Below are 18,392 nucleotides of genomic sequence, written 5' to 3' on the forward strand. Positions count from 1 at the left end.
GCGCACTACCGACGGTCGTGGGGTTCGACGCCGTGGCGCAGTTCCGCCCAGAGCCGTTCGCGCTCCGGCCCCGCGACCGCTCTGACCTCGAACTCTACGTCGGAATCCGTCCGCGGATCGAGCGCTCCATACGAACCGGCACGCAGTTCCGCCACGACGGGCCACTCGGGACCATAGTCCTCCTCGCAGTACTCGTGCTCCCCTCCCAGCCAGTGGACCTGCGTCCATATCTGCTCGCGCTTGACTCCGAACAACGGAAAACTGCGCATCGGCGTGACGGAGGTCGTGAGGCACCCCCGGCTCTCCCCGTTCAGGCTCAGCTCCCAGACCGCATCGCGGAAGTCGTCCAGGGCGGGGTCGTGTGGCCAGTTGGAATCGTCGAACCATCGACTCATTCTGCGCATGAGTCCTTTGTACTCGATGTTTCAGCCGGAGGCGCGTTGGAAGGCCCCACTTGTCCGAGTCAGCCGCGGGTCAGGAGCAGGAAGTCAGGCTCCGTCAGCACCAGGATCTCCTGGCCCGCCGCCATGTAGGCGTGGGCCTTGCGCTCCTTGCTGCTGCCGGCGGCGAGGTCGGCCGGTGCCACACGGCTGCGCCCGTCGCCCACCACCAGAACCGCGGTCTTCTTCGTCACGCCCTTGCCGTTGGTGCCGCCGTGCGCGGCGATGGCCTCCATCGCCTCCCACCGGCCCATGGATTCCAGATCCCCGGTGAGCACCACGTGCCGCCCATGGAACGGGTGGGCCGGATCCGCCGTCGTGCTGGGGGCGGGGAGTTCCTTGCTGGAGGCCGTGTAGGCGCGGCCGTAGAACTTCGAGGCCGCGGAGCCGCCGGCGGCCGGCGCCGGGCGCGCCGGCCAGAGCTCCGAGACGTGCGCGGCGCGCTCGCGGCGGGCCAGCTCCAGTACGATCTCGGCGGCGACGCGCGCGTCCTCGCCGGCGTCGTGATGCTGGAACGCGCCGAGGCCCAGGTGCTGCGCGACGTCGGGCAGCCGGTGCCGCGGCAACCGGAGTACCCGGCGCGCGAGCACGAGCGCGCAGTGGAAGTCGTTGGCCGGGGCCGGCAGGCCGGAGAGATCGCAGGCCTGGCGGATGGCGCTCTTGTCGAACGCGGTATTGAACGCCACCAGCGGGTGCTCGCCCGCCGCGCCGTACAGCAGGTCCATCGACTCCCGCCAGTCCGGCGCACCCGCGACCATGCCGGCCGAGATGCCGTGGATGGCCGTGTTGCGCGCCGTGAACTCGCCGACGCTGACGTGCGGGCGCACGTACCAGGCGCGCTGATCGACGATTTGACCGCCGCGGACCTGCACGGCCGCGACCTGGCAGATCGACGCGTAGTTGCTGTTGGCGGTCTCGACGTCGACGGCGGTGAAGTTCAGATCCTGCACTGGTGCGCTCCTCTATCGGGCCAAGTCGTCGCGGACGCGCCGCGTGACGGTGGCAGCTGTTGCCACGGCCACCTCGCCGCGTTCGACGTCGCGGCGCAGCTCGTCGCGGGTGCCTTCGTCGTCGACTGCGCGGATGTTAATCTCCAATGTCACGATCGCCGTTGAGGCGGCCGCGCGCGCCGACTCGGCCGCAGCGGCGACGTCACTGAGGACGTTGGGGTTCACGACTCCGACGATTTCAGCGCACATCTCAATGACTTCCGCCGCGATCCGGGTCAGTTCTCGCGGAGGTTCGACGGCGCCGAGTAGTGCCCGCTGGATGGCCTCCGAACGGTCGGCCTCCTCGTCCGCGGTCTCGCCGGGCAGCTTGTACGACTCGGCGACGGCGGCAAAGGCCTCCTGATCGTCGTCGGAGACCTTCAGGGCCCTACGAATGATCTCCTCGGACCGCGACGCGATCCGCTCCATCCGGTCCGCCTGGTCCTCATACCCCTCGCCCGTCGTGAACCGTGCAGCCATGCCGAGCAGCGCGGCTCCTTGGGCGGCCTGAAGCGCACCGGTCGCTCCGCCCCCGGGCGTGGGACGGCCCGCCGCAAGCCGGTTCAGATAGCTGCCGATAGTCTCCGAACCGCTCATTGCCGCCGTCTCCTCGCCGTTGCCGTTCCGGGCGTTGTCCTATGCGTTCCAGAGGCCGTAGGACTCCGCGAGGTCCGCGATCTTCTGGGCGCGGGCCAGGCGCGGCAGGTAGGAGCCGTCGCCGATGGACCCGCCGGCTGCGTGCGCCTCGAGCAGTTCCTTGGCCCACAGCAATTCGTCGACACTCGGGGCCAGTGCCTGGTTCACGTCTTCGACCTGGTCGACGGACAGGGAGAGCTTTCCCGTCATGCCCATCGACGCCGTCACGTCGGCGTCCGCGATGACCTGCTCGCGCGGCGCGGTCCCCAGCGAGGGGCCGTCAATCGGGCCGGGCAGCTTGCCGACGCGGGACGCGATGACGAGGCGGCTGCGGGCGTACGCCAGGGCCATCGGGTCCTCGGAGATACCGGTGTCCTTGCGGAAGTCGTTGGTCCCGAAGGCGAGCCGGAACGTGCCCGGGGCCGAGGCGACGGCGGTCGCATTCTCGAGCCCGAGAGCCGTCTCGATGAGCGCGAGCACCGGAGTGCCGGCCTGCAGGCGCATCGCGGTGTGCGCGACCTGCTCCGGCTTCTCGGCCATGGCGAGCATGACGCCGCGCAACCCCTTGGTCTTGGAGAGCTGCATGAGGTCGTCGCCCCAGAAGTCGGTATCGATGCCGTTGACGCGCACCCAGGCCGTCATGCCGGAGTTCAGCGCGGAGACGACATTCTCGCGGGCGGCTTCCTTGCCGTCGTCGGGCACCGCCGCCTCCATGTCGAAGATCACGGAGTCGGCCTCGGACGCGAGGGCGGGCGCGAAGAGCTCGGGCTTCGCGGCGTTCACGAGCAGCCAGGAACGGGACAGTTTGGCGGGCAACGCTGCCGCGCGACGATTGCGAAGGGACATGCACCCAGCCTATCGGGCCGCATGGCGGCCGCTCCATTTGCGCACATATTCGTCGTGTGGCCCGCTCCGATTATTAAGCGCGGCGCACGCATCACGACGCCGGCGGGCGGCGACCGTCTCCCGGTCACCGCCCGCCGTGCGCGCCTCGGAGCCGCCGTGCCTACTGGCCTGACGCAGCGGCCACGGCCGCGGCGACGGCAGGCCCGACCCGCGGGTCCAGCGGCGAGGGCACGATGTAGTCCGAGCTGAGCTTGTCGTCGGCGAGCTCAGCGATCGCCTCGGCCGCGGCGAGCTTCATCTCGGAGGTGATGCGCCGCGCGCCGGCGTCGAGGGCCCCGCGGAAGATCCCCGGGAACGCGAGCACGTTGTTGATCTGGTTCGGGAAGTCCGAACGCCCGGTGGCGACGACGGCCGCATGCCGGGCCGCGACGTCGGGCATGACCTCCGGATCGGGATTCGACAGCGCGAAGATGATGGCGTCGTCGTTCATGCGCGCCAGGTCCTCTTCGGCGACCTTGGACGAGGAGACGCCGATGAACGCGTCCGCGCCCTCGAGCGCGTCGGCGATCCCGCCGAGCACGTGGTTGCGGTTCGTCTTGGCGGCGTAGCGCGCCTTGACGTGGTTCAAGTCGTCGCGATCACGGTGGATGACGCCCTTGGAGTCGGTGATGATGACATCGCCGATGCCGCGCGCGGTGAGGATCTCGGCGATCGCGATACCGGCCGAGCCGGCACCCGCGATGACGACCCGCATGTCCTCGAAGCGCCGGCCGGTCAGCTTGGCGGCGTTGGTCAGAGCGGCGAGGACGACGACGGCGGTGCCGTGCTGGTCGTCGTGCATGACCGGGCAATCGAGTGCTTCGATGACCTTTTCCTCAAGCTCGAAGCACCGCGGGGCGGCGATGTCCTCGAGGTTCACGGCGCCGAAGCTCGGGCGCAGCCGGACGAGAGTCTCGACGATCTCGTCGACGTCCGTCGTGTCGAGGACCAGCGGGATCGAGTTCAGCCCGCCGAACTCGCGGAAGAGCGCGGACTTGCCCTCCATGACGGGCAGGGACGCGGCGGCCCCGATGTCACCGAGGCCCAGGACCGCCGTACCGTCGGAGACGACCACGACGAGGCGCGAGGCCCACGTGTGGGTGGCGTGTTTGGAGGGATCTTCGGCGATCTCGCGGGAGACCTGCGCGACCCCGGGCGTATAGGCGATCGAGAGGGCACGTTTGGTATCGAGCGGCATCGTGGACTCGACGGTGAGTTTGCCGCCCTCGTGGGCTGCGAAGATCTCGTCGCGAGTGATGGGCGTCGTCGTTGACGCGGTGGAAACAGACACGGGGTGCTCCTTGAGAACAACAGGGAAGAAAGGCTGATCGACGGCACACCCGGATGGCATGCGGCGGGCGTGCACCATGGCAATACGCTGCGCTGAGTCGCGAGGTCGTCGGCGACGTCAGTGTCGCAGTGGTCAGTACTTTCTTTAGACCGTGCACTTCCACGGTACGCGGGATCCGCGCGAATCTCCACGGGACGTGCACACTAGCCTCGGGCAACGAGCACTCGGCTCGGGAAACGCCGGATCGCGAAGGCCGGTTTCTGACTCACCACGGAGAACACATGACGAGGTCTCCGAAGCCAGCCCTCTTGGGTGCTGTCTGGGCCAGTTGGCCGTCTTCGGAACCATGACGATAAGCGCCCTACTCGGCACTGAATTCATCGGGCCGAGACCACGTAGGTCGCGCCCACCGACGTCGGACGCCTATCCGCGCGTCGACGCGCCGACGATCACGTCGTGGCCCCCGAAGCCAGCAGTTCTGCCAGCTCGGTCGCGGCTGCGCGCACGGCGTCGCCGTGCCGAGTGACCACCGTCTCGTCCATTCGAAAGCTCGGGCCGGCGATGCTGAGGGCCGCCACGACCTGCCCGTCGGGTGCCAACACGGGTGCTCCGATGACCGTCGCGTCTGAATCGACGACGGCGACCATGACGACGTAGCCAATCTCCGGGATACGGCCCTCCAGGATTTCACCAGCGACTGATCCACCCATTGGAACGGTTCGCCCAGCCCAGTTGTCGAATCCGACATGCCTAATCGGCAAGGGGCTCTGCACCTCACGCAGGAAGGTACAGGTGTTGGCTGGTCCCTTGACGGCCAGATAACTCGACTCCAGCGTCGCTCTGGTCAGCCTGTCCATGACGGGTCCGGACGCGTCGATCAAGTCCTCCACCCGTGCGCTTTCCGACGAGACGCGGGACTGAACGAAGCGCTGACCCAACGAGTACAGCGCGTCCGATGCCCGGGAAACATAACCCCAGTGCTCCAGAGCGCGCAGCATGCGCATGGTTGTGCTCGTCGGCAGCTTGCTGGCGCGGGCGATGTCACTCAGTGCGACGGGGCCCTGCTCGACCACATGGGTCAGCACCTCGAGCGCCCGATGAACGGCCTGCGGGCCCAAGGAGGCATCCACCTCGTTGCCTTGCGCCGCCCCCAGCTTGTCACCCATAGCGATTCTCCCGTCTCGAACGCCTACCTTGTCGAAGTCTAGCCAAGTCCCTGACCGACGGTTTCCCGTTGAGCTCCCCGCAGTACGCGGGCGAATTCAGGGATCAACTGCTGCGCGATCTCCACGTCGCCGCGCAGATCGCGATCCTCGAACGCGGCTGGGAGCCGCTGCGCCACGTCGAACAACTCAGCCACTCCGGGCGAGAGCCGTCCGGCCGCTTTTCCAGACAACCTCAGTGCTCTGACGGCGACGAGGATCTCTGCAGACAGCATGACGCCGTATGCATCCAGCGCGCGAAGGAGTTGACCGAGCGCCGTCGGAGCGAACGTAGCGTCTTCCTCGACGCCGCAGGACAACACGGCGCTGTGCGTCGATGCTGGTGCTGCGGCGGCGTGCACCTCACCCATGGCACTGGCGGCGAGATACTCGACCACCATCGTGCCGGAGGCACCCCCGCCATGGGGAGCAAGGAATCGTGGCTGCCCGGAGAAGGAATCATCATTCATGAAGCGCAGACGGGCCAGCATGAGCGGTGCCGTCTGGGCCAGCGCGATGCCCGTGGCGTCCAGTTCATGAGCCAGCCACGACTCGAAGAAGGCCCCGTGGTGGACCGCAACCTCACGCTCGAGGTCGAACCCGGGGTTCTCTCGCGACCGACTGACGAGAGTCTCCACTGCCTCGCGCAAACGCGTTGTCGCACAGGAGAGAACACTGATCGCGGGCAGGAAGGCCCGAAACGCGAATGGATCCTGAATCCGGGCGGACTCCCAGGAGGCATCGCCGAGGAGCCCGGCGAGGCGCTCCGCATTCGCTGAAGCGGTTGGCATCGCCACAGCCACTGCCGCTTGCGGAGAGAAGGCTGCGGGGTTCGCTGACGAGGCGAACGCGGACAGGCCGAAGGCCGCCAGCGAGGCATCGATGAGCTGTTCGAGTCGAGAGACAGCTAGGGCCGCGCCACCCAAGGTCGGCGCGCTTGAACTCATGAACGGCAACGCGCTGTCTGCACGGATAGGACCGATCGGCGTGAATGACTCCCCGCTGGTTGGACGCTCTCCAGCCAGCGCGAGGGCCACACCGGCGAGTGCCGGCAGATCTGCGGTGCCGATACCGCCGTACTGGCGGAGTTCGGGCAGGCTGTTGCCGGCGAGCATCCGTTCAAGACCGTCAATCAGCACGGGGTCAATGCCCGAACCCGGATGCAGGAGCTGATTGAGGCGCACCGCGAGCACGGCGCGAGTCACGTCCGCGCCGAGCGCAGGACCCGCATCAACCGCGTGACTGCGCAGCAGGTTCATACCGTGGGCTTCGGAATCGGCCCTGGCAGCCGACTCCCGATTCGCTCCGACGCCTGTGGAACGCCCGTACACGGGCGTGCGTTCGGCGATCTTGTTGGCCAGCTCGTAGTGCTGCTCGATACCCGCCCGCGCGGCGGCAGACACTCGGACATCGGCCCCGGCAGCAATGTCGGCGATCTCGTGAACGGTCAGCACTTTCGGGAGTGTGTACATCGTCGTTACCCCGCTGTTTTCTTCGATCGGGTCTTGCGCGACCCATGACGGCTTACTACAGTATGAACAAGTCTAGTTTCATCAGATGAAAAGTCTAGTCGGTTGTTGGCGGTCGTTTCACATACTCGGACCATCCCGCCGCTCGAATCGCCGCGACGCTAAGGAGAAAAAGATGTCCCCCCATTCCTCGGCCAGCCCCCTCTCAGCCCACGGCACGGCCTCGCCAGAAAGGGGGCCCTTGTCATGATCGAGTTCAAAAACGTCGTCAAGACCTACGACAACGGCGTCACCGCCGTCGACAATCTGTCGTTTGTAGCGCCGACCGGCAAGATCACCGTCCTCGTCGGCCCCTCCGGCTGCGGCAAGACCACGACGCTGCGCATGGTCAACCGGCTGATCGAGCAGAGTTCGGGATCGATCGTGCTCGGCGGCGAGGACAACACGGATGTAGACACCATCCAGATGCGTCGGAAGATCGGATACGTCATCCAGAACGCCGGCCTCTTCCCGCACCAGACGGTCCTCGACAACGTCTGCGCGGTCCCTTTCCTCAACAGGAACGACAAGCGCGCCAGTCGTGAGCGCGCGTTGGGTCTGCTTGAGCTCGTCGGGCTGGACCGCGCCTACGCGTCCCGCTACCCCTGGCAGCTCTCCGGAGGCCAGCAGCAACGAGTCGGAGTTGCCCGCGCTCTGGCGGCTGACCCGCCGTACATGCTGATGGATGAACCCTTCAGCGCAGTCGACCCCATCGTTCGCAAGCAACTGCAGGCCGAGTTCCTCCGCATTCAGGCCGACCTGGCCAAAACCATCGTCATGGTCACCCACGACATCGATGAAGCTCTCAAACTAGGCGATCAGATCGTCGTGCTCAAAGAGGGAGGCGTTCTCGCGCAGATCGGTTCCCCTGCCGAGCTCCTCGCCAATCCGGCCGACCGATTCGTGGCCGATTTTCTCGGCGAGTCCCGGGGATACCACGCACTGAACTTCGAACCGCTCGCCGAACAAGGCACGGTCGCTACACCTCGTGTGCACATCGGAGATCAGCTCGGGCCGAGCTCCGACCCCTGGCTGGTCGCGTGCGCGGCAGACGACCGTCCCCTCGGCTGGGTGCGCGCGAATAGAGTCGAGAAAACCGTGGAGCACGACGACGTCACCTACGCAACACCGGTCTCCCTTCCCAGAGGCAACTACCGCGAGCTCCTCGACGCCGCATTGTCCGGCCCCTGTGGGCGGGCGATCCTCACGGACGGCGCCGGCTCCTACGTGGGAACCCTTGGGACCGACGCCGTTGTCCAGCAGGCGACTCGGGTGCTCGAAGGCGAGCGCTCCTCATGAGGTTCGACTGGATCGCGAACAACCTCGACTACCTCGTCGAGCTCACCGGGATGCACCTCTGGCTGACGCTCCTTCCCACGGTGATCGGCCTGCTCGTCTCGATTCCATTGGGCTACCTGGCCTTCACGCTCCGCCGGTTCTATCCGTTGATCGTTGGCGGAACCAGCCTCTTCTACACGATTCCGTCGCTCGCCCTTTTCATTCTTCTGCCCAAGATTCTGGGCACCAAGGTCCTCGACCCGCTGAACGTCGTCGTCGCGCTGGTGTTCTATACGGTGGCGCTGCTCGTTCGGGTCGTGGCGGACGGGCTCGCCTCCGTCCCGCCCGAAGTAGTCGACGCCGCTCGCGGCGTCGGCTTCACTCGAATGCAGATTCTCTTCAAAATCCAGCTGCCGATCGCCGTGCCCACGATCCTCTCAGGCCTGCGCGTGGTGGTCGTCTCGAACATCTCCATCGTCACAATGGCAGCGGTCATCGGAATCACGCAGCTCGGCACGCTGTTCACCATGGGCTTCACCCGCCGCCTCTTCGTACCGATTCTCGCCGGCCTCGTCATCTGCCTGCTGCTGGCGCTCGCCCTGGACCGGCTCCTAGTCCTGCTCGGAAAAGTGATGACGCCGTGGAGCCGGAAGGGAGCACTCTAATGGACATCCTCGCCTGGTTGACCGACCCGTCCAACTGGGACGGTGTTGGGTCAATCCCCCACCAAGTTCTCATCCATCTGATCTACTCGATCGTGGTCTTGGCAGTTGCGACCGTCATCGCTGTCCCGCTCGGCGTCTTCGTCGGACACACTGGGCGCGGTGAGAGCCTCATCATGGGGTCCGTCAACGCTATGAGGGCCCTGCCCACGCTGGGCCTGCTCATCCTCCTCGTTCTGCTCATCGCTCCCACCATCAGCAACAGCCTCGCGTTCGTTGTTCCCTCGCTTGTGGTGCTCGTACTTCTCGCGGTCCCACCGATCCTCAGCGGCGTGGCGAGCGGCATCCGTGCCATTGATCGCTCGGTCATCGACGCTGCTCGGGGAATGGGGTTCTCGACTGCCCAGATCATCTGGCGCATCGAGCTCCCGTGCGCACTCCCACTGACGCTCTCGGGCGTCCGAGGCGCCACGCTTCAAGTCGTTTCGACGGCGACTGTAGCGGCCTACGTATCCCTCGACGGGCTGGGACGCTTCATCATCGACGGCCGAGCCGGAAACGACTACGCGCAGATGGCAGGCGGTGCGATCGTCCTGGCCCTCCTCGCCATCCTGCTCGAGGCAGCGTTCGCTGGTCTCGGGCGGGTGGCGATATCGCGCGGCTTGACCCGCCGAATGCCCGCGCATCCGGCTCCGAAAGCAACCGCCCCTCGACCTCGAGCAACGGCATGATCGACGTCATTCACCCCTTGGAAAGGAACCATCATGCGCACTAAAACTCTGTTCACAGCCCTCGCGGCAACGGCGGCACTCGCTCTCACGGCGTGCGGCGGAGGCGACCCGCTGGCATCGGACGGCGACACATCTCGCGACTCGGACGCCGTCATCGTCGGGTCGGCCGACTTCTCCGAAAGCCAGCTGTTGGCGACGATCTACTCCCATGCCCTGCAGAACGCCGGCATCGCCGTCGACGAGAAGCTGAACATCGGAAGCCGCGAGGTCTACATGGAAGCCCTGCGCGACGGCTCCATCGACCTTCTCCCGGAGTACAACGGCTACCTTCTCGGCGAACTGGATGCCGATGCGGAGGCGGACAACCGGGACACGATCCGCACGCAGCTCGAAACGCTGCTCGCACCGGAGGGGATCGTCGTCCTTGATGAGGCGGAGGCGGAAAACACCGACGTGCTCGTCGTGACTCCCGATGTCGCCGCCGACCACGACCTCGTCACCATTTCCGACCTGCAGCCCATCGCCGGCGAGCTCGTCCTGGCCGGCCCTGCCGAGTGGAAGACGCGCTTCGTCGGATTGCCCGGCCTGGAGGAGGTCTACGGCCTGGAGTTCAAGGAGTTCAAAGTGCTCGACGCCGGCGGCACGCTGACCCTTTCCGCACTGCAGAACGGTCAGGCTCAGGTCGGGGACATGTTCAGCTCTGACCCCGCCATCGAGGAGAACGGGCTTGTGGGCCTCGAGGACGACAAGGGGCTCTTCCTCCCGGCCAATATCGTCCCCGTCATCCGCGAGGCCAGCGCGACGGATGAAGTGAAGGACGTGCTCAACGGCATCGCCGCCGAACTGACGACAGACGACCTCATGGCGATGAACCGCCAGATCTCCGAAGGAGACGACATCGGCAGGATCGCCGATGAGTGGTTGGAGGCCAAAGGCCTCTGAGGCATCGATCCCTCGTTGTTCGCGCCACCGCGGATCAGACAGGACGACGCCGGCGCCCGCACCCTTGAATTCAGGGTGTGGGCGCCGGCGTCGTCGTTCCGGGTGTCCGGTTCTAGCCGCGGATCAGGTCCGCGCAGCGTTCCCCGATCATCATCGTCGTGATGTTCGGATTCACCGTCACGAGTTCGGGCATGACCGAGGCGTCGGCCACGCGCAGGCCCTTCACGCCCTTGACTCGCAACTCCGGATCCAGCGGCGCGTCCACGTCGTCGGCCGCACCCATGCGCACCGTGCCGGCCGGGTGGTAGACCGTGTTGTGGGTCTTCTTGATGTAGTCCTGGATCTCCTCATCGGTCTGCGCGTCCTGCCCCGGGTAGAGCTCCCGGCCCGCCCACTCGGCCATCGCCGGCTGGGAGACGATCTCGCGGGCCTTGCGGATGCCCGCGACCATGACGCGCATGTCGTGGCCCTCCGGGTCGGTGAAGTAGCGCGGATCGACCATCGGCTTGTCGCGGAAGTCGCGCGAGCGCAAACGCACCGTGCCGCGGGACTTCGCGTGCGTGACGTTCGGGGTCAGGCAGAACCCGTTCTCCGTAGTCGGGTAGCCCTGGCGCAGGGTGTGCATATCGAACGGCACCGAACCGTAGTGCATCATCAGGTCCGGCCGGTCCAGACCCTCCTGCGTGGGCGTGAACACGCCGATCTCCCACCACTGGGTCGATTCCTCGACCATGGGCTGCTTCGCCTCCCACTGGATCACACCCTCGGGGTGGTCCTGCAGGTTCTCCCCCACGCCGGGCGAGTCCACGCGGACCTCGATGCCGTGCTCGGCCAGGTGCGCGGCCGGGCCGATACCGGAGAGCATGAGCAGCTTCGGCGAGTCGATCGCCCCGGCCGAGAGGATGACCTCTTTACGGGCGGTGAGCTCGTGGGTGCGGGCGAACGCGTTGTCGACGACGGCGACGCCGGTGCACGTGTCCCCGTCGAAGAGCAGCTCCTTGCCGCGCAGGCCCGTGAGCAGGTGGAAGTTCTCCCGATCCATGATCGGGTGGATGTAGGAGACGGAGGATGAGGAGCGGGTCCCATCAGCGCGCCGGTTGATCTGGAAGAAGTTCGCGCCGTTGATCACGGTCTCGTTGTTGTTGAACTTCGCCCGCGGGATGCCTGCCTGCTCGGCGGCGTCGAGCAGCGCGACACCGGAGGGGTCGTTCGCGGGAACGTTCATCAGGTGCACGGGCCCGGAGTCGCCGTGGTGCGGGGCGTCGTCACCGGCGTCCTCGTTGGTTTCGAGGCGCTTGAGCACCGGGTAGAGGTTCTCCGCGTTCCAGCCGGTCGCCCCGAACTTCGCTTCCCATTCGTCCAGGTCCTCGCGCGGGGCCCAGAACGCGATGCAGGAGTTGTGACTCGAGCACCCGCCCATGACCCGGGCGCGGGCGTGGCGCATGAAGGAGTTGCCGTTTTCCTGCGGCTCGATCGGGTAGTCCCAGTCGTAGCCGGACTCGAGCAGTTCCATCCACCGGTCCAGCTGCAGGATCTCGGGCAGGTCCCGGTCGTCCGGGCCGGCCTCGACGAGAGCGACCTGCACGGCCGGGTCCTCGCTCAAGCGCGCCGCGACGGCCGCACCAGCGGACCCGCCGCCGATGACGATGTAATCGAATTCGGTCTGGTTGTTCTCGGTCAACGTCGCTCCTCTTAGTTGGCGGATCGGTCGGCGAACCAGCCGGTGACCGCCGGTGCCGTGTTCTGGTAGATGTGCTTGGCTTCCTGGTACTCCGACAGGCCCATCGGGCCCAGCTCGCGGCCGACGCCGGACTGACCGAAGCCGCCCCACTCCGCCTGCGGCAGGTACGGGTGGTAGTCGTTGATCCAGATGGTGCCGTGGCGCAGGCGCCCAGCGACCCGCTGTGCGAGGCCGGCGTCCTGGGTCCACACCGCGCCCGCGAGCCCGTAAACGGTGTCGTTGGCGATGGCGACCGCCTCGTCCTCGTCGGAGAAGGTCTCCACGGTGACGGTGGGACCGAACGCCTCGTCGGTGACAACCGACATGCCGCGCTTGACGTTGTCGATCACGGTGGGCAGGTAGTAGACGCCCGCGGACAGGCCCGCGCCGTCGTCGTCCGTGGCCCGGCGACCACCGCAGCGCACGCGCGCGCCCTCGGCGATACCGGCCTCGACGTACGCGTGCACCTTCGCCAGGTGCGCCTCGGAGATGAGCGGGCCGGTCTCGGCGTCGTCGTCGTACGGTCCGCCGATGCGGATCTGCTGGGCGCGCTCGACCAGCTTGTCCACGAAGCGCTCGGCGATGTCCTCGTGCACGATCAGGCGCGCGCCGGCCGAGCAGACCTGGCCGGAGTGCACGAACGCTGCGTTGAGGGCGTTGTCGACGGCGGCGTCGAAGTCCGCGTCGGCGAAGATCACGTTCGGGTTCTTGCCACCGAGCTCGAGGGCGACCTTCTTAACCGTGCCGGCCGCGGCCGCCGCGATGACCTTGCCGGTGGCGAGCCCGCCCGTGAAGGAAACGAGGTCGACGTCCGGGTGCTCGGAGAGCGGGGCGCCGGCCTCTGGGCCCGTGCCCGTGACCAGGTTCGCGACGCCGGCGGGCAGGCCCAGCTCGTCGAAGACGTCCATCATCAGGATCGACGTCGACGGGGTGAGTTCGGAGGGCTTGAGCACGAACGAGCAGCCGGCAGCGATCGCCGGGGCCATCTTCCACGCGGCCTGCAGCAGCGGGTAGTTCCACGGCGCGATCATGCCGCACACGCCCACGGGCTCGTAGACGATCCGGCTGAGGACCGCGTTGTCGTTGGCGTCGACAATCCGGCCGGCGTTCTGGCCCGCCAGGCGGCCGAAGAACTCGTAGCAGGCGGCGATGTCGTCCATGTCGATCTGCGACTCGACGAACCGCTTGCCGGTGTCGCCGGTCTCGGCCTTCGCGAACTCGTCTTTGCGCTCGCGGAGCCGCGCAGCGACCTTGAGCAGGAACGCCCCGCGCTCGGGCGCGGGCACTGAGGACCACACGCCGGAGTCGAACGCCTCGCGGGCGGCCGCGATGGCGCGCTCCGAATCCGCGCGCGTAGCCTCGGAGACCACGGCGTACTCCGTCCCGTCGGCGGGGCAGACGATCGTGCGGGTGGCGCCGGATTCAGCGGCGGCCCACTGGCCGTTGATGTAGAGGGTTGAAGTTTTTGCCATGACCCTATCCTTCCTTTGCGGGCTCGGCGTCGCCGCCAGCCGGGTTCTCAGCCGGTTCTTCGGCTGTCTCGTAGTCGCCACCCCACCCGGTGGTGACGTTATGCGGTTCAGTAACGGTGCTGGTTGGCAGCGCTCCCGTGGTCTGGTGCAGGAACTCAAGATGAATCTCGTAGTGATCCAGCACGTCAGCGATGACTTGCTCCTGGCTCAGACCGTACAAGTCGTACCCGTAGCTTCCCTCCAGAGAGAAAGCCTCGAGCCGGTAGTAGCGGTCGCTGGCACTGGTCGCCCGTGCGTAGGACGGGATCTCATGTTGAACCGGGTACACCTGGTACTTGAAGTCCCGTTCGCCGTCGTAGTCGATGAACAAATCGACGGTGTCAATGCCGAAGGCGTCTAGGCGCTGAATGTTCAGCTTGGCAGCGACTCCCTGGCGTTCGAGCTCGGTTCTGACCTCCAACAAGGCCGGGCAAACGACCTCGGTCATGAAACGCTGGGTGGTCCGGCTGCCCGGGTAGCTCAGGGCACGCGAGAGGCGCTGACGCCAACCGCGACGCTGCTCGCCAGCCGCGTTGGCCCGCGACGAGAGCACTCCCGGCAGTCCGTGCCGGTAGGAATCGGCGAGAGCCGACTCGACACGCAATGCCTTGTACAGACCCGCCATGATAAATATCAGCACGATCGAGAACGGCAACCCCATGATGACGGTGGCCGCTTGCAACGTCCCGACGCCGTCGACGATCAACATCGCGAGGGTCAGCAGTCCAGTCACCACGGCCCAGAAGATACGGAGCCACGGTGGACCGTCCGCTTCCGGGTCAGTCAGCCGGGAGGTGAAGTTGCTCATGACCAGAGCACCGGAGTCGGCACTGGTGACGTAGAACAGCATGCCGGTGAACGTGGCGATCGCCGCGCTGATGATGACCCCCGGATATTGCTCGAGCAGTCCATAGAACGCTTGTTCCGGTTGGTTGATTGCGATCTCGGCGAATGCACCGTTTCCGCTCCGGACAACGTCCAGAGCACTGTTGCCGAAGATGGAGATCCACAGAGCAATAAAGGCGAACGGCACGACGAGGACACCGGTCACGAACTGACGAATAGTACGCCCGCGGGAAATGCGGGCGAGGAAGAGTCCAACAAAAGGTGCCCACGCAATCCACCACGCCCAGAAGAAGAGGGTCCAAGCGTTCAGCCAGTCGTCCGGACGATCATAAGCGAAGGTATCTAGGGCCATCCCCGGGAAGCGGGAAATGAGATCGCCGACGTTGTTCACGATCCCGTCGGCAAGGTACGTGGTCTTGCCTGCGATGAACACATAGACCATCAGGGCGATGGCCAGCAGCACGTTGAGCTCAGCGAGCCGGCGGATGCCTTTGTCGACACCGGACACCACAGACGCCGTCGCCATGATGACGGCCACCGCGATCAGTGCGACCTGCATAGCAGTGTTCTCCGGCAAACCGAACATGAAAGACAGCCCGTAATTGAGCTGCGCGACGCCGATACCGAGCGAGGTCGCAATGCCGAAGATCGTTCCAAACATGGCCGCGATGTCGACGGCGTCGCCAGCGGCACCGTGAATTCGTTTGCCGATGATTGGGTACAGGGCAGAACGAATGCTCAACGGCAGGTTGTGCCGGTAGGCGAAGTACGCGAGGGCAAGACCCATCAGGGCGTAGAGTCCCCAGCCGAGGATCCCGTAGTGGAAGAGCGTCCACACCATGGCTTGACGTGCGGCTTCGACCGTCTCACCTTCGCCAGTCGGCGGTTGGATGTACTGAGTGATCGGCTCAGAAACGGAGAAGAACATGAGATCCACACCGATGCCGGCCGCAAACAGCATGGCCGTCCAGGTGAAGAGGTTGAAGTGTGGCCGGGAGTGATCCGGCCCGAGTCGGGTCTTGCCGACCTTGCTGGCGGCAACGAAAATGACGAACCCTAGGACGACGACTACCAGCAGCGAGTAGTACCAGCCGAAAGTGCCACCGACCCACGTCACGGCCGCGAAAATGGCATCCCGTGCGTTGTCCGGCGCAATCATCGCCCAGAGGGAAATTGCCAGAACTCCCGCCGCGGAACCGATCAGGACGGGTTTGTTGACTTTGATCTTCGCCCTCCCGGGCGGTGCGTCAGTTGCAGTTGATTCAGTTGTCATCGCGCTTATCGCCTCACGTAAGTGCTTGTCTGTCTCGTTCTCGTACTGAAACGGAGAAGGAACCCGACCCCCTTGCTCCTTCGCCTCTGACACCCTATCGAAGCCCTTATGGCGCGTATACGCCGATAGCACAAGAGATTTGTGACCTCTTCCATCAGGGGTAGTGCTTAAGGTCATAATGGGGAGGAGGACGCTCGCTCGCGGCAAACACATCCGTGAGGCGGGGCGGAACGGGCCACACCTCGGACGACAGGCGGACACGATGTCCAGAACCACCGGATCGAACACCACCGCGCTGACTAAGGCGACCAACCACCCGGCACTGCCGGCGGAGGATGCTGCCAAGCTGGCCCGCGCCCTCGAGGAATCCGAGGACGTGACCGTCTTCGTCGACGGGACGGCGCTTCGACTTCCGGCGGACGCGACCGCCGTCGTGCTGGACGTGCTCACGCGCATGGGCGCGGGCGAGGCCGTCACGGTGAGCACGGCGGAGGCGTGGCTGAACACGTCGCAGGCCGCGCAGCTGGCAGGGGTATCCAACACCTACATGCGGAACCTCACCGACGCCGGCGCCATCCCCGTGCACTACCGGGGCACGCACCGCCGCATCCGCACCCAGGACGTGCATGCGTGGCTCGAGTCCCGCGCGGCGGCCGCGCACGACGCGGAGGAGGCCGACGGCTGATCAGACGTTGACTCCGCGCTCGCGCAGCATGGCGAACCGCTCCCCCGTCAGCGCGGGCGCGGAAGCGTCGCTTTCGGCCAGCACCTCGGCTTGTTCGGGCCCCAGCCTTCCGTCGATTCGTCCTGTCACCTAGTACGTGTCCGGTCCCCAAGAAAACGTCCACAGAGTCCCTCGACTTTCTTGGCCAGAGAGAATTCCAACCCCCGCAGATGCTGGCGCTACGTCCGGGCGGTGGACGGGCGGGCCTAACATGGAGACCGTGTCCGATTTCCGCCGCCCCTCCCGCCGCGCCGTCGTAGGCGGGTTCACGTCGCTGGGCCTGCTGGCCCTGACGGGAACGTTGGCCGCCTGCGGCCGGCAGAACGAGATCCAGCTGGCCGCGGCCCCCGCGACCTCCCTGCCGATCCCTCCGGTCGCCGACTCGCGCGTCGAGGACGGCATACGGGTCTTCGAACTCGAGGCCCGGACCGGGACGCTTGATCTGGTGCCCGGGTTCCCCACGACGAGCGCCGGCTTCAATGGCCCTTACCTCGGCCCCACGCTGCGGGCCGAGCGCGGCGAGCACGTGCGCGTGAAGATAACCAACAGCCTGGATGAGGTCACCTCCGTGCACTGGCACGGAATGCACCTGCCGCCGGAGATGGATGGCGGACCGCACCAGCCGGTCGCCGCCGGGTCCACGTGGGAGCCCGAATGGCTCATCGATCAGCCGGCCGCGACCCTCTGGTACCACCCGCACCCGCACGGCGAGACGCAGCGGCATGTGAACCTGGGCCTGGCCGGAATGTTCATCGTCGACGATGCGGACGCTCCTGAGGGGCTGCCGTCCGATTACGGCGTCGACGACGTGCCGGTGATCGTGCAGGACAAGATGGTCGGGGACGAGGGCGACTTCCTGCTGGACAGCTCCGGCAACGAGGTCGGCACCCTCGGCAAGACGCTCCTCGTCAACGGTGTCCGCAACGCCCAACTCGAGGTCGCGTCCCGGCGGATCCGCTTGCGCCTGCTCAACGCCGCACCCGCCCGGACCTTCAACTTCACCTTCGCGGACAGCCGCGAGTTCGCGCTCATCGCGTCCGACGGCGGCCTGCTCACCGCCCCCGTGCCGCTCACCTCGATCCGCCTGTCGCCGGCCGAGCGGGCGGAGATTGTGGTCGATATCGAGCCGGGCGAGCGGGTCATGCTCCGCTCGGCCGGGGTCGAGTTGGGCGCCGTCGCGGTACCGGCGGCATTCGGCGGGGACGACGAGTTCGACGTGCTCGAGCTGCGCGCGGCGGGCGAGCTGGCGCCGTCGTCGTCCGTACCGGAGACGCTGGCCTCGATCGAACGGCTGCGGGAGGACGACGCCGTCGGACTGCGGGAGTTCCGCCTCGCCGACCGGAAGATCAACTCCAAGGACATGGACATGGGGCGCGTCGATGAGATCGTGCGCGTCGGCACCACGGAGGTCTGGGAGGTGCGGAACACGAACCCGTACCCGCACAACTTCCATGTGCACGACGTCCAGTTTCAGGTGCTTGCGATCGACGGCGAGGAGCCGCCGCCGGAGCTCGGCGGTTGGAAGGACACGATCTATCTGGAACCGCGCCGCGTGTACCGGATCATCCTGCGGTTCGGAGACTACACGTCGTCTTCCGTGCCGTACATGTACCACTGCCACCTGCTGCTGCACGAGGACGAAGGCATGATGGGTCAGTTCGTGGTCCTCGAGAAGGGCGAGGCCGCACCGCTGCGGATCAGCATGGACCACGACCACTGACGGGCGGCCGCGACGCGAGAATCAACGGGTCGCG

At 66.4% G+C, this 18,392-nt stretch carries 17 protein-coding genes; 6 read left to right on the forward strand and 11 right to left on the reverse strand.

What is annotated here, in order from left to right; all coding sequences use genetic code 11:
• Positions 1-5 precede the first annotated feature (5 nt).
• The 7 genes from EV380_RS12440 to EV380_RS12470 form a co-directional block, all read right to left on the reverse strand.
• Positions 6-395, reverse strand: a complete 390-nt coding sequence (locus EV380_RS12440; RefSeq protein WP_130451417.1) for a hypothetical protein — start codon at positions 393-395, stop codon at positions 6-8.
• Between the two features lie 68 nt (positions 396-463).
• Positions 464-1,390 (reverse strand): exonuclease domain-containing protein, encoded by a 927-nt coding sequence (locus EV380_RS12445; protein ID WP_130451418.1) that lies wholly within the window; start codon positions 1,388-1,390, stop codon positions 464-466.
• Positions 1,391-1,402: 12 nt separating this feature from the next.
• Positions 1,403-2,026 carry a cyclodeaminase/cyclohydrolase family protein gene (locus EV380_RS12450; RefSeq protein WP_130451419.1) on the reverse strand — a complete coding sequence of 208 codons (624 nt, stop codon included), beginning with the start codon at positions 2,024-2,026 and terminating at the stop codon, positions 1,403-1,405.
• Between the two features lie 39 nt (positions 2,027-2,065).
• Positions 2,066-2,911, reverse strand: a complete 846-nt coding sequence (locus EV380_RS12455) for an HpcH/HpaI aldolase/citrate lyase family protein (protein ID WP_102158851.1) — start codon at positions 2,909-2,911, stop codon at positions 2,066-2,068.
• Positions 2,912-3,071: 160 nt separating this feature from the next.
• Complete coding sequence (locus EV380_RS12460; protein WP_130452226.1) at positions 3,072-4,301, reverse strand: NAD(P)-dependent malic enzyme; 1,230 nt, start codon at positions 4,299-4,301, stop codon at positions 3,072-3,074.
• A gap of 389 nt (positions 4,302-4,690) precedes the next feature.
• Positions 4,691-5,407, reverse strand: a complete 717-nt coding sequence (locus EV380_RS12465) for an IclR family transcriptional regulator (protein WP_130451420.1) — start codon at positions 5,405-5,407, stop codon at positions 4,691-4,693.
• 38 nt (positions 5,408-5,445) lie between these two features.
• Positions 5,446-6,897 carry an aromatic amino acid lyase gene (locus tag EV380_RS12470; RefSeq protein WP_165391957.1) on the reverse strand — a complete coding sequence of 484 codons (1,452 nt, stop codon included), beginning with the start codon at positions 6,895-6,897 and terminating at the stop codon, positions 5,446-5,448.
• Positions 6,898-7,158: 261 nt separating this feature from the next.
• Here EV380_RS12470 and EV380_RS12475 point away from each other — a divergent pair, with 261 nt between their 5' ends.
• From EV380_RS12475 to EV380_RS12490, 4 genes are read left to right on the forward strand one after another with little or no spacing between them, the layout of a single operon-like run.
• Positions 7,159-8,250: an ABC transporter ATP-binding protein gene (locus tag EV380_RS12475; RefSeq protein WP_130451422.1), complete on the forward strand. Its 1,092-nt coding sequence runs from the start codon at positions 7,159-7,161 to the stop codon at positions 8,248-8,250.
• A complete protein-coding gene (locus EV380_RS12480) occupies positions 8,247-8,894 on the forward strand; it encodes an ABC transporter permease (protein ID WP_130451423.1) in 648 nt (215 codons plus the stop codon). Before EV380_RS12475 ends, EV380_RS12480 begins: the two co-directional genes overlap by 4 nt.
• Positions 8,894-9,622: an ABC transporter permease gene (locus EV380_RS12485; RefSeq protein ID WP_130451424.1), complete on the forward strand. Its 729-nt coding sequence runs from the start codon at positions 8,894-8,896 to the stop codon at positions 9,620-9,622. Before EV380_RS12480 ends, EV380_RS12485 begins: the two co-directional genes overlap by 1 nt.
• Before the next feature lie 33 nt (positions 9,623-9,655).
• Positions 9,656-10,564 carry an ABC transporter substrate-binding protein gene (locus EV380_RS12490; RefSeq protein WP_130451425.1) on the forward strand — a complete coding sequence of 303 codons (909 nt, stop codon included), beginning with the start codon at positions 9,656-9,658 and terminating at the stop codon, positions 10,562-10,564.
• A 112-nt stretch (positions 10,565-10,676) separates the two neighbouring features.
• Here the strand turns inward: EV380_RS12490 and EV380_RS12495 are convergent, their stop codons facing one another.
• From EV380_RS12495 to betT, 3 genes are read right to left on the reverse strand one after another with little or no spacing between them, the layout of a single operon-like run.
• Entirely contained in the window at positions 10,677-12,245 is a 1,569-nt protein-coding gene (locus tag EV380_RS12495; RefSeq protein ID WP_130451426.1) for a GMC family oxidoreductase, read from the reverse strand.
• Between the two features lie 11 nt (positions 12,246-12,256).
• On the reverse strand, positions 12,257-13,756 hold the full coding sequence (locus EV380_RS12500; protein WP_130451427.1) for an aldehyde dehydrogenase family protein: 1,500 nt from the start codon (positions 13,754-13,756) through the stop codon (positions 12,257-12,259).
• A 4-nt stretch (positions 13,757-13,760) separates the two neighbouring features.
• Complete coding sequence (gene betT / locus EV380_RS12505) at positions 13,761-15,914, reverse strand: choline BCCT transporter BetT (protein WP_130451428.1); 2,154 nt, start codon at positions 15,912-15,914, stop codon at positions 13,761-13,763.
• Positions 15,915-16,176: 262 nt separating this feature from the next.
• Here betT and EV380_RS12510 point away from each other — a divergent pair, with 262 nt between their 5' ends.
• Entirely contained in the window at positions 16,177-16,599 is a 423-nt protein-coding gene (locus EV380_RS12510) for a helix-turn-helix domain-containing protein (protein WP_102158861.1), read from the forward strand.
• Here the strand turns inward: EV380_RS12510 and EV380_RS16965 are convergent, their stop codons facing one another.
• Entirely contained in the window at positions 16,600-16,728 is a 129-nt protein-coding gene (locus tag EV380_RS16965; protein ID WP_278030559.1) for a hypothetical protein, read from the reverse strand.
• Between the two features lie 130 nt (positions 16,729-16,858).
• Here EV380_RS16965 and EV380_RS12515 point away from each other — a divergent pair, with 130 nt between their 5' ends.
• Positions 16,859-18,358 carry a multicopper oxidase family protein gene (locus EV380_RS12515; RefSeq protein WP_242607610.1) on the forward strand — a complete coding sequence of 500 codons (1,500 nt, stop codon included), beginning with the start codon at positions 16,859-16,861 and terminating at the stop codon, positions 18,356-18,358.
• The last annotated feature ends 34 nt before the right edge of the window (positions 18,359-18,392 follow it).

The organism is Zhihengliuella halotolerans (genome assembly GCF_004217565.1).
Classification (GTDB): Bacteria; Actinomycetota; Actinomycetes; order Actinomycetales; family Micrococcaceae; genus Zhihengliuella; species Zhihengliuella halotolerans.

What these genes read in the sequence shown, in the direction of transcription:
- EV380_RS12440 (WP_130451417.1), bottom strand. Translation starts at nt 395, where the DNA reads ATGAGTCGATGGTTCGACGATTCCAACTGGCCACACGACCCCGCCCTG.
- EV380_RS12450 (WP_130451419.1), bottom strand. Translation starts at nt 2,026, where the DNA reads ATGAGCGGTTCGGAGACTATCGGCAGCTATCTGAACCGGCTTGCGGCG.
- EV380_RS12455 (WP_102158851.1), bottom strand. Translation starts at nt 2,911, where the DNA reads ATGTCCCTTCGCAATCGTCGCGCGGCAGCGTTGCCCGCCAAACTGTCC.
- EV380_RS12460 (WP_130452226.1), bottom strand. Translation starts at nt 4,301, where the DNA reads ATGCCATCCGGGTGTGCCGTCGATCAGCCTTTCTTCCCTGTTGTTCTC.
- EV380_RS12465 (WP_130451420.1), bottom strand. Translation starts at nt 5,407, where the DNA reads ATGGGTGACAAGCTGGGGGCGGCGCAAGGCAACGAGGTGGATGCCTCC.
- EV380_RS12475 (WP_130451422.1), top strand. Translation starts at nt 7,159, where the DNA reads ATGATCGAGTTCAAAAACGTCGTCAAGACCTACGACAACGGCGTCACC.
- EV380_RS12480 (WP_130451423.1), top strand. Translation starts at nt 8,247, where the DNA reads ATGAGGTTCGACTGGATCGCGAACAACCTCGACTACCTCGTCGAGCTC.
- EV380_RS12485 (WP_130451424.1), top strand. Translation starts at nt 8,894, where the DNA reads ATGGACATCCTCGCCTGGTTGACCGACCCGTCCAACTGGGACGGTGTT.
- EV380_RS12490 (WP_130451425.1), top strand. Translation starts at nt 9,656, where the DNA reads ATGCGCACTAAAACTCTGTTCACAGCCCTCGCGGCAACGGCGGCACTC.
- EV380_RS12500 (WP_130451427.1), bottom strand. Translation starts at nt 13,756, where the DNA reads ATGGCAAAAACTTCAACCCTCTACATCAACGGCCAGTGGGCCGCCGCT.
- betT (WP_130451428.1), bottom strand. Translation starts at nt 15,914, where the DNA reads ATGACAACTGAATCAACTGCAACTGACGCACCGCCCGGGAGGGCGAAG.
- EV380_RS12510 (WP_102158861.1), top strand. Translation starts at nt 16,177, where the DNA reads ATGTCCAGAACCACCGGATCGAACACCACCGCGCTGACTAAGGCGACC.